Annotated in this window: 10 protein-coding genes; all 10 read left to right on the top strand. The window is 54.6% G+C overall.

The annotated features are described in order from the left end of the window. Positions 1–40 precede the first annotated feature (40 nt). Entirely contained in the window at positions 41–1177 is a 1137-nt protein-coding gene (locus tag BLW01_RS15255; protein WP_092571200.1) for a mandelate racemase/muconate lactonizing enzyme family protein, read from the top strand. Between the two features lie 3 nt (positions 1178–1180). After that, positions 1181–2047, top strand: a complete 867-nt coding sequence (locus BLW01_RS15260) for an amidohydrolase family protein (RefSeq protein ID WP_092571201.1) — start codon at positions 1181–1183, stop codon at positions 2045–2047. A gap of 45 nt (positions 2048–2092) precedes the next feature. Beyond that, positions 2093–2890 carry an NAD-dependent epimerase/dehydratase family protein gene (locus BLW01_RS15265; RefSeq protein WP_092571202.1) on the top strand — a complete coding sequence of 266 codons (798 nt, stop codon included), beginning with the start codon at positions 2093–2095 and terminating at the stop codon, positions 2888–2890. Between the two features lie 198 nt (positions 2891–3088). Further along, positions 3089–4006 carry a 5-dehydro-4-deoxyglucarate dehydratase gene (gene kdgD, locus BLW01_RS15270; RefSeq protein ID WP_092571203.1) on the top strand — a complete coding sequence of 306 codons (918 nt, stop codon included), beginning with the start codon at positions 3089–3091 and terminating at the stop codon, positions 4004–4006. A 35-nt stretch (positions 4007–4041) separates the two neighbouring features. Beyond that, positions 4042–5085, top strand: coding sequence for a type 2 periplasmic-binding domain-containing protein (locus tag BLW01_RS15275; RefSeq protein WP_092571204.1), 1044 nt, complete (start codon positions 4042–4044; stop codon positions 5083–5085). A 109-nt stretch (positions 5086–5194) separates the two neighbouring features. Further along, positions 5195–5617, top strand: coding sequence for a tripartite tricarboxylate transporter TctB family protein (locus BLW01_RS15280; protein WP_229806477.1), 423 nt, complete (start codon positions 5195–5197; stop codon positions 5615–5617). Positions 5618–5638: 21 nt separating this feature from the next. Then, positions 5639–7147, top strand: coding sequence for a tripartite tricarboxylate transporter permease (locus BLW01_RS15285; protein ID WP_092571205.1), 1509 nt, complete (start codon positions 5639–5641; stop codon positions 7145–7147). 33 nt (positions 7148–7180) lie between these two features. Beyond that, the gene (gene garD, locus BLW01_RS15290) at positions 7181–8749 is read left to right on the top strand and encodes a galactarate dehydratase (RefSeq protein WP_092571207.1); all 1569 of its coding nucleotides are present in this window, start codon (positions 7181–7183) and stop codon (positions 8747–8749) included. Between the two features lie 95 nt (positions 8750–8844). After that, complete coding sequence (locus tag BLW01_RS15295; RefSeq protein ID WP_092571271.1) at positions 8845–10170, top strand: enolase C-terminal domain-like protein; 1326 nt, start codon at positions 8845–8847, stop codon at positions 10168–10170. Between the two features lie 57 nt (positions 10171–10227). After that, complete coding sequence (locus BLW01_RS15300; RefSeq protein WP_092571208.1) at positions 10228–10983, top strand: FadR/GntR family transcriptional regulator; 756 nt, start codon at positions 10228–10230, stop codon at positions 10981–10983. Positions 10984–11148 lie beyond the last annotated feature (165 nt).

Consider the following 11148-nt stretch of genomic DNA (forward strand, 5'->3'; position numbering starts at 1 on the left):
TTTCGGCTGGTAACGAGAATAGAGATAGAGGAATCGCGATATGAAGGTGCAGTCCGTACATACGCATCTACTCGATTATCCACTGGATACCCATTTCGAGAGTGCGTCCATGCATTTCGACAGGCGCCAGCATTGCCTGGTCGAGGTGGTATGCGAGGACGGCACCACCGGTTGGGGGGAATGTCTGGGGCCGGCAAGGCTCAATGCGGCTGTGGTCGAAGCCTATTCAAAGGCGCTGATCGGTCAGAACCCCTTGCACACGGAGTGGCTCTGGCTGGACTTGTACAATCGATTACGCGACCAGGGTCAGCGCGGCTTGACGGTGACGGCACTGAGCGGTATCGACATCGCCTTGTGGGATATCAAAGGGAAGCATCTCGGGGTGCCGATTTCGACCCTGCTGGGGGCAAGAATTCGTGACACGGTGAAAGCGTACGCGACGGGGTCATTTCGCAGGGCTGGCGTTGATCGAGTGACTGATATAGCTCGAGAGGTGGCGGGGTATCGCCAGGAAGGCTTTCACGCGGTCAAGATCAAGATCGGCTTTGATGTCGAGGAAGATCTGGCCGTCATTGCCGCGGTGCGCGAGGCGATAGGGCCTGACATGCGGCTCATGATCGATGCCAACCATGGGTACGATTTGCTGGAAGCCCTGGAGGTCGGGAAGCGGGCTTCGGAGTTCGATGTCGACTGGTTCGAGGAACCCGTCTTGCCCGAACAGATTGATACCTACCGGGCGGTACGTGCCGGCCAACCGTTAGCCGTGGCGGGAGGGGAAACGTGGCATGGTCGTTATGCGATGCAGGCGCCCTTGGAAACACGTGCCGTGGACATCCTCCAGCCTGATATCTGTGGTGTCGGCGGTTTCACGGAGATGCGGCGAGTCGCCGATATGGCGGCCATGCATGGGGTACGTCTCGTGCCCCATGTATGGGGCACGGCCGTTTGTATTGCGGCCAGTCTGCAATTCGCGGCGTCGCTGTTGCCCAATCCGCCGAGACGAGACCCCATCGAACCCATCCTGGAGTTCGATCGCACGGAGAACCCGTTCAGGCAATCGGTGGTGACCGCTCCGCTGGAACATGAACGAGGCGTAGTCACGATTCCCGATGGGCCAGGGCTGGGAATCGATATCAACCGTGATGCCCTGGCGCAGTTTGCTCTTAAGGAGTCTTGACTCATGGATCCTGTTTCGTCGAACACCAGACCCCTGGATGGACCGCCCCCGTCGCTGAAAACACCCCCTGGCGCAACCGATTGTCATATTCACCTCTATTTACCGGGGTATCAATCACAATCCGCCGATTCTCCGATAGCCGACTTGGCGACGGTGGCGGATTACCGTCGTGTTCAGGCACGTTTGGGGTTGGAGCGTGTGGTCGTGACGCAACCCAATGCCTACCAGTTCGATAATCGGGCATTGCTGGAGGCCCTCAGTGAAATCGGTACCCATTCGTCTCGTGGTGTGGCCGTTGTCACGCCTGACACCCCTGAAGACGAACTGCGTGCCTGGCACGATCACGGCGTGCGAGGCGCCCGGATCATGAACCTGCACGGCGGGGCCGTGAGTACGGATCACATGCATGAGGTCGAGCGAGTGATCCGTCCACTGGGCTGGCACTTGATGGTGCAATTCAATGGGCGTTATCTCGATGAGTATGTCGAGGGACTGCGCCGGCTCGAGTGCGACTACATTATGGACCATATCGGCAAGTTCATGGACCCGGTACCGGCGGATGACGAACGGGTCGATCATATTCTGCGCCTGCTGGACCGTGGAAATGCCTGGGTCAAGATCTGTGCCGGTTATGAAGCCAGCCTGAGCGGTGGGCCGCATTATGAAGATGTCGGCGCGATTGCCCGTCGAATCATCGCTCATGCGCCTGAACGCATTATCTGGGGGAGCAACTGGCCACACGCGAGGGTGTCCCGGGAAGACTATCCCGACGATGCCGAACAGCTCGATGTATTGCTCGAGTGGGCGGCACCGGAACATCACCGGAAGATTCTGGTGGATAACCCCGCGACACTCTATGGCTTCCAGTGAAAGCGTCATACGCTTTTGTCTTTGGATCACGATAGGGAGAGCATCATGCTTGAGAGAATTCTGGTGACCGGTGCTGCCGGAGGGTTGGGTGGCCGCCTGCGCCCTCATCTGACACGGCTCGCCAAACAGGTGCGACTTTCCGATATTGCCGATCTTGGCGAGGCGGCGTCACATGAGGAACTCGTGAAAGCGGAACTTTCCGATCAGCAAGCAGTACAATCCCTGGTGGACGGTTGTGACGGGATCGTTCATCTGGGCGGCATATCCGTTGAGCAGCCATGGCAACGTATCCTCAACGCCAATATCGTGGGTACCTATAACCTCTACGAAGCCGCCCGTCAGCTAGGTAGGCCACGCATTGTGTTCGCCAGCTCCAATCACACCATCGGCTATTATGAGCGCACCCAGACACTGGATACCCATGTGCCGCACAAGCCGGATTCGCTCTATGGCGTTTCCAAGTGCTTCGGTGAAGACCTGGCGAGTCTCTACCATGACAAATTTGGCCTGGAAACGCTGAGTGTCAGAATCGGTTCCTGTTTCGATAAGCCCGCCGATACCCGGATGATGGCTACCTGGCTGAGTCTCGAGGACTTCATCACATTGCTCCAGCGAGCCTTTGCCGCTCCAAAGCTAGGCCACACAGTGATGTATGGCGCGTCAAACAATGCCGAGCAGTGGTGGGATAATTCGCGCTCGCGATTTCTGGGATGGGTCCCACAGGATAGTTCCGAACCTTGGCGTGCCGAGACGGAAGTAACAGATACCGGCCTTGATCCCCAGAATCCCGCGGTGGTGTATCAAGGGGGTAAATTCGCTGCAATGGGGCATCCCGATGATTGATCGTCGGGATCGTACGCCGTTGCCCCTGCTGCGATCCAGGGTTGAACTTTAGTTGTAAATACGCGATTCGTTCTTGCCTGGTATGACTCACGACGCTAGTTTGTATGTTGTATGATGTATTACTTAGAGCAACGCATCCAATAGCTCCCCCCTGACATTGGGGGCGTCCAACATTCAGAAGCACGAGAGGGTAACCTGGTGACGTTTTCCGGAGAAGCAGTCAAGCAAGCGATCAGTGACGGTCTGCTGTCGTTTCCTGTGACGGATTTCGACAGTGAAGGCCGCTTCGACGAAGCGAGCTATCGCCGACGGCTGGAGTGGTTCATCAGTCACGACATTTCAGCGGTCTTCGTTGCCGGGGGCACCGGCGAGTTTTTCAATCTGACGCTGGAGGATTTTCGCCGTATCGTCAGCGCCGCCGTCGAGGTGGTAGACGGCAAGCTGCCGGTGATAGCCAGTGCCGGGCTGAGTGTCGGAGCGGCCCAGGACTATGTCCGGGCGGCCGAAGAGGCTGGCGCTGATGGCGTGTTGTTGATGCCGCCGTATCTGACGGAATGCCCGCAGGACGGATTGGTCGAATACGCGCGTCGTATCTGTGCGTCCACTGATATCAGCATCATCTATTACAACCGCGGCAATGGCGTATTGCAGGCGGATGCCGTGCAGCAACTGGCCGACGCATGCCCCAATCTGGTCGGGTTGAAGGATGGCAAGGGCGACATGCAGTTGCTGAACAAGATCGTGAAGTCGGTCGGGGATCGCCTGGCGTATGTCGGCGGTGTGCCGACGGCGGAGATTTTCGCAGAGGCGTATCTCTCGATTGGCGTCAACACGTACTCTTCGGCGGTATTCAATTTCGTGCCGGAGATGGCAGTGAAGTTCTATAGGGAACTTCGCAAGGGGAATAGTGAAGTGGTGCGCGAGATCACCAACGAATTCTTCATTCCCTTTGTGGAGCTCAGGGACCGGAAGGCGGGTTACGCCGTCAGCCTGGTCAAGGCGGGCGCGGAGCTCATCGGCCGGTCGGCGGGGTCTGTCCGGGCGCCGTTGACGATGCCGACTTCCGAGGAGCGCCAGCAGCTGGAAACGCTGATTGGCACAGCACGCAACCTGTAATGGTAAAAACCCACGCAGCTCAATGAGGTGTACGCATGAAAAAAACAATTCTTGCTTTGTCCGTCGCGCTGGCTGGCTCTGCTGTTACCAGCACCGCCATGGCGCAGGATGACGCGCCGATCGATGGCAATCTGCGCATCGTGATCGGCTCGACATCAACGGGCGGCGATACATATCAAAACTCAGAGATCGTCGCGCAGGAGTTGTCCGACAAGCTGGACATGAACGTCAAGGTCGATGCCGTCGGTGCCACCGAGGCGTTCAAGACGCTTGAGCGCAACGACGATGGCAATACCATGATGATCTTCCACGATATGTCGTATCTCGGCCATCTGTATGGTGTTCGCGGCTACGACAACGTGTTTGAAGAGTTCAATGTCGGACCGTCCATCGCCATCAATCCCGGTAATGCGTATCTCGTCCCGAAGGACTCTCCTTACGACAGTTTCGATGACATCAAGGAGGCGGTAGCCGATGGGGAGCGTGTACGCGTTTCCATTCAGCCAGGCGGTGTGTCGGAAATCGGCTTCAGTGCCATGAAGAATGCCATTCGTATCGAACATCCGGGGGCCGAGGAGAACCTGGTCGCCGTCAACTCCGGCTCTCAGTCGGACAAGAACCAGCAGATGTTCGATGGCCTGGCGGATGTCATCAATGGATCGGTCCAGTCCAACGAACAGTTCACTCGCCTGGAAGAAGACGACCAGAAGGCGATGAAGTTCATCTGGCTGACGGCTCGCGAAGATACAATCAAGCAGACCCTCGAAGAGGGGATGGGAGAAACGACTCGCGAAGAACTGCTTGAGTACACGGAGCCTAACGTGACCGTGACCCAGGACGGTGAAAAGAACTTTACCTTCGATAAAGAGTTCTTCTTCATCTACAACAAGGATATGGATCAGGAAATCGTCGATTATATGGATGAGGCATTGGCTGACATCTACGACGAAGGTGAGATCCAGGAAACACAAAAGCAATCATTCTTCATTCCCAACTTCAAGCCTTCCGATGAGTCAAGAGAAGACCTGAAGCAAAAAATGAATGAATACAAAGAAATTATTGAGTCGATTGATTCATAATTTGTAATGATAAGGCCGGCGTGTCTTGCCGGCCTTATCATTCTTTCTCATTCCTCTATCGACTTCGATACAGGCCGTTATTTTGATAGTGGAGGGTAATTTCTTGTCAATGTTTGAGATCACAATTCCCTTCGACCAGTCTCATCTGTTTTTCCCAAGGATTATTACTTGGTTGTTAGGCGGGCTGTTTGTGTTGGTGCTCATGAAATATGCACGGCCCATCATGTCCAAATATCGCTCCGGGGGAATGACTGAGCTTCTGGATCTGGAGGAATTTCATAAATTCAAGTTCTTCGGAACCATAGTTCTGGTTGCACTCTACTTCATCATGATGGATGTGGTAGGGAGCTGGTTCCCCAATATGGGATTCGGATTCTTGTTTGTCTCCATGCCATTCATATTCCTGATGGGGATGATGTACGTGCATGAGATTACCAAAGCAACGGTGACAAAAATCGTGATTGTGTCGTTGGTTTCACCGCTATTGGCATGGTTCGTATTAGCCAGGCTGTTTGATATTACCCTACCATAATCCAGTAGAGGTTGAGTAAGCATGGAATTTCTCTCTGCTCTATCGCCACTTTTTTTCCTGCTGATCGCTTTTGGCGTTCTGGTAGGTATTATTTTTGGCTCGATACCGGGAATGACAGCAACGATGGCAGTTGCCGTCTGTTTGCCGCTGACATACGCTCTGGATCTGACCAACGGTTTGGCCCTGTTGTTAGGGTTATATGTCGGAGGGATAACCGGGGGTATGGTTCCCGCAATATTACTGAAAATCCCTGGCACACCTTCATCGATTACGACGACGTTCGATGGTTACCCCATGGCTAAAAATGGGGAAGGTGAACGCGCTCTAAAGATTGGTATCGTGGCATCACTTTTTGGTGGAGTGTTCAGTGCCATTCTGCTTTTTCTTTTCGCGCCGGTTCTCTCTGATTTTGCCATCAAGTTCTCTTATGTCGAGAAATTCCTTATCATCTTTCTGGCACTGACGGTTATTGCTTCCCTGTCGGGTAATATGTTGATGGGGATCTTCAGCGGCATTCTGGGCGTTTGGCTCAGTCTTATCGGTACCTACGATATATCCGATGGTGGAAACGGTGAAATCCGTCTGATGTTCGACTTCATGGAACCCTATCTGGAGAGTGGGTTTTCGTTGCTACCGGTTCTTATCGGGCTCTTTGGTTTAGGAACCGTGTTGATTGAAGCGGAGAAAGGGGTCAAGAAAGAGATTTCAAGCCAGTCGTTGAAGATGTCGGGCCAGGCTCAGTTTTCCATGAGCGTCTTCAAGGGGAAGTTAACCAACTTGATTCGCTCCTCTTCAATCGGGACTTTCGTTGGTATGCTACCCGGTGTGGGCGGTAGCGCTGCCTCTGTTCTCGCCTATACGCAGGAGAAGAATTTTTCTCGCGACTCTTCACAAATGGGTAAAGGCGCACCTCAAGGGATTGTCGCTTCGGAATCTTCCAACAATGGCTTGACCGGCGGTGCCTTGATTCCTTTGTTGTCGCTAGGTATTCCCGGTGATAGCACGACTGCCATACTGATTGGCGCATTTACGCTTCAAGGTATTCAGGTCGGCCCTCTATTCATCGGTGATAACCTGGATACTTGGTATACCATGGTTTTTGCGTTGTTGGTGGCTAATTTCGTCATGTTTGCCATCATGTTTTTCGCCATCAAACATATCGCCAAAGTGGTGGCCGTACCGAAGTATATTCTTTATCCCATCATCATCATGATGTGTGTTGTTGGGGCGTACGCGATAAATTACGGCATTATGTTTGATGTATGGACACTCTTTATGTTCGGTATTTTTGGATATGTGGCGCATAAAGTCGGTATCGAGATACCTCCATTGATCATCGGATTCATTCTGGGTGGCTCGGCGGAAATCTACTTCGTGAAAAGTCTGGAGTCATATGGGGATTTCATGATTTTCTTCACGAAAAGCCCAATTGCCATGTTCTTGTGGGGGCTGATCTTTATGTCTATTGCCTTTTCCATCTATCTGCACATCAAGGGCCGTCGTCAGCAGTCTTCCGAGGCTGAGACGTAAACCTGAACCTGAAAAGGCTGAACCGGGAAGACCATGAAGACAAATCTCGTTATCAAGGTTCATGACAAGGACAATGTGGCTATCGTCGTGAATCCCGGAGGGCTGCATGAAGGGGATAGCCTGGATGATGGCACTGTGTTGACGATGTCGGCACCGGCCGGACACAAGGTGGCCTTGATGGATATTCCCTGCGGAGAGTCGATTATTCGCTATGGCGAGGTGATCGGTACGGCGCTTGAACCGATTGAACGTGGTGACTGCATCAAGGAAGCCCAATTGCAGCTACCACAAGCTCCCGGGCTGGACGAGTTGCCCTTGGCGACCCGTCCTTCGCCATCGGTGGAGCCGTTGACGGGGTATACCTTCGAGGGGTTTCGCAATCCGGACGGCACCGTCGGCACCAAAAATGTCCTGGGGATTACTACCAGCGTTCAATGTGTGGCCGGTGTGACCGACCATGTTGTCGCACGCATCAAACAGGAACTGCTGCCACGTTATCCCAATGTGGATGACGTGGTGGCACTGAACCATAGCTATGGCTGCGGTGTGGCGATCAATGCCCCGGCCGCTATCGTCCCGATTCGCACCCTCCAGAATATCGCTCGCAATCCCAATTTTGGCGGCGAGGTGATGGTGATCGGATTGGGGTGTGAAAAGTTGCAACCTTCCCGGCTGGTGGCCGATGAACAGGGAGAGCAGCCAGTACGTATCCATGACACGACCGAGGATGCCGAGTTGTCGGCGGATACCCTGCAACTGCAGGACGAGTCGTTGACCAGTTTCTCGGAGATGGTCGACAGCATCATGGACATGGCCGAACGGCATCTGCAGAAACTCGATCGTCGCCGTCGCGAGACATGCTCTTTATCCGAGCTTGTCGTGGGAATGCAGTGCGGCGGTAGCGATGCGTTTTCGGGTGTCACTGCCAACCCGGCCGTGGGTTACGCTACCGATTTGATCGTACGTGCCGGCGGGAGCGTGATGTTTTCGGAGGTTACCGAGGTACGCGACGCCATACATCTGCTGACACCTCGTGCAGTCGATGAAGGCGTCGGTCGGGCGCTACTGCGCGAGATGGCTTGGTACGACGCGTACCTCGAGGGAGGCAAGGCCGACCGTAGCGCCAATCCTTCGCCCGGCAACAAGCGCGGAGGCCTTAGCAACGTTGTCGAGAAAGCGCTCGGTTCGATCATCAAGTCCGGCAATAGTCCGATCGTTGACGTGCTGGGACCGGGAGAGCGAATTCGTCGTAAAGGGCTGACGTTTGCCGCTACACCGGCCAGTGACTTCGTGTGCGGCACCTTGCAGCTGGCGGCGGGGATGAACCTGCAGGTATTCACGACCGGGCGTGGTACTCCCTATGGCTTGCCCATGGCGCCCGTGATCAAGATGTCGACCAATTCTACGCTGGGACGTCGTTGGCATGATCTGATCGACATCGATGCCGGACGTATCGCGACCGGTGAGGCGAGTATCGAAGATATAGGTTGGGAACTTTTCCACCTCATTCTGGATGTCGCCAGTGGTAGAAAACAAGTGGCAGCCGATCGTCTGGGCTTGCATAACGATCTGGTGCTTTTCAATCCAGCGCCCGTGACATGACGACGACTGGCATACGAATGATGATCCAGCCTCGAGCGGCGGTAGTAGTGGCTTGATAGTGGATCGGAAAGACTGAATCGATAGGATGGATAATGATGTTTCCTGAAATCACCAAGATGCGTGTCGTACCCGTGGCCGGCTATGATGGCTTCCTTCTTAACCTTAGTGGTGGGCATGCACCTTGGTTCATTCGTTGTGTGGTTATTCTCGAGGACAGTGCGGGACGCCAGGGCGTCGGAGAGATACCTTCCAGCGCCGGCATTCTCAAGGGACTGGAGCAGTGCCGCGAACGGGTGGAAGGCTCGCAGGTCAATGCGATCAAGCAGACACTGAACCAGGTGCGCATGACGCTGGCAAGCAATGGTCGTGAAGAGCGAGGGCGTCAGACGTTCGACCTGCGCGTGGCGGTTCACGTCATCACTGGCATTGAGTCGGCCTTGCTGGATCTATATGGCCAGGCGGTCGAACTCCCGGTTGCCGATCTACTGGGTCAGTATGGTCGCCAGCGCGACGAGGTGGAAGCGCTGGGCTATCTGTTCCTGTTGGGGGATCCCGACAAGACCGATCTGCCATATCCCGAAGCGACCGACCCCAAGGATGCCTGGGACGAAATCCGCTATCGTGAAGCGTTGACGCCGGATGCCGTGGCCGAGTTGGCCAAGGCAGCTTATGAGCGTTATGGCTTCAAGGATTTCAAGCTCAAGGGCGGTGTGTTGCGTGGTGACGAGGAAGCTGACTGCATTCGCGCTCTCCATGAGGCCTTTCCGGAGGCGCGTCTGACACTGGACCCCAATGGTGCCTGGTCACTTGATGAAGCGGTACGTGTGCTGACGCCGATCCGTGATTTGCTGAGTTATGCCGAGGATCCTTGTGGTCAGGAAGGCGGCTATTCCGGACGGGAAACCATGGCCGAGTTCCGAAAGCGTACCGGACTGCCCACGGCAACTAACATGATCGCGACGGATTTCAAACAGTTGCAGTATGCCGTTCAGCTCAATTCCGTCGATATTCCCTTGGCGGATTGTCATTTCTGGACAATGCAGGGCGCAGTCATGGTCGGTGAACTGTGCCATGAGTGGGGCATGACCTGGGGGTCGCATAGTAACAACCACTTCGATATCTCGTTGGCAATGATGACGCACGTGGCTGCGGCCTGCCCGGGACATATCACGGCGATCGACACGCACTGGATCTGGCAGGACGGTCAACGTATCACCAAGGCGCCGTTCCAGATCGAGGATGGCAAGCTGACAGTGCCGAGGACACCAGGGTTGGGCATTGAGATTGATGAAGAGCAGTTGATGGCGGCGCATCGGCTCTATAATAGTCTGGATGTGGTCCAACGTGATGATGCCATGGCCATGCAATTCTTGATCCCTGGCTGGGAGTTTGACCCCAAGACGCCGGCAATGGTTCGTTAACTGCCGCTGGAGTGATAGAATAAATTAAAAGTCATACTTTTGTTGGCAGGTGGCATGATGGCCAGAAATACCGATGTCTCGGCGGAGTTTGCACAGCTCGATGTTCAGCGGGTGTCCCGTGAAGGGAGCTTGTCGCTGCACGTGGCTGATCAGCTTGAAACCCTGATCACGCAAGGAAAGATAACCGTGGGAAATAAATTACCTACGGAAAATAGCCTTTGCGATTCGTTCGGGGTGAGTCGTACCGTGATTCGAGAAGCCATTACACACCTCAAATCACTGGGACTGGTCGAAACCCGTCGGGGTGTCGGTACGACGGTATTACGAGCAGCCCCCATTGAAGCAATGCCGGCCGAGCGTATCAGTGCCACGACTGTCGAAGACATTCTTCATATCCTGGAGCTGCGATTGAATCTTGAACCGGCAGCAGCGGAACTGGCTGCCATTCGGCATGACGAAAGCGACCGACTTGCTCTGAGGCAGCGTCATGACGATTTCATTCGTGCCTATCACGAGAAATCCCAAGCCAGGGTGGAAGATTACGAGTTTCATTATGCGATAGCCATTGCCACCAAGAATCCTTTTTTCCGCTTGTTTTATGAACAGCTAAGCCAGAGCGTCATTCCACGTGCCAAATTGATGAGTGTGGAAATCAATACGGAATCGACAGAGAAGTATCTGGAACGTGTGGTGGAAGAGCACGCCTATATTCTGGAGGCGGTGTTGTCACGTGATGCGGCATCGGCACGAGAGATGATGCTTCAACACTTGACTCGTGCACGCAATATGTACGCGAAATATCAGGAAGCCTGAAGGAGGAATTGTGACGGTTAAAGGTGAGATGACCATCGGCCAACAGGCCGTTTCGGGCAACAGCAAGCCGATCAACGCCATCAACCCTGCCACCGGCGAGACGCTGGAACCGACCTACGCCGGCGGCAGCAAGGCCGAAGTCGACAAGGCCTGTGAACTGGCCGA

Origin of the sequence: Aidingimonas halophila (genome assembly GCF_900106955.1) — a bacterium.
GTDB lineage: Bacteria > Pseudomonadota > Gammaproteobacteria > Pseudomonadales > Halomonadaceae > Aidingimonas > Aidingimonas halophila.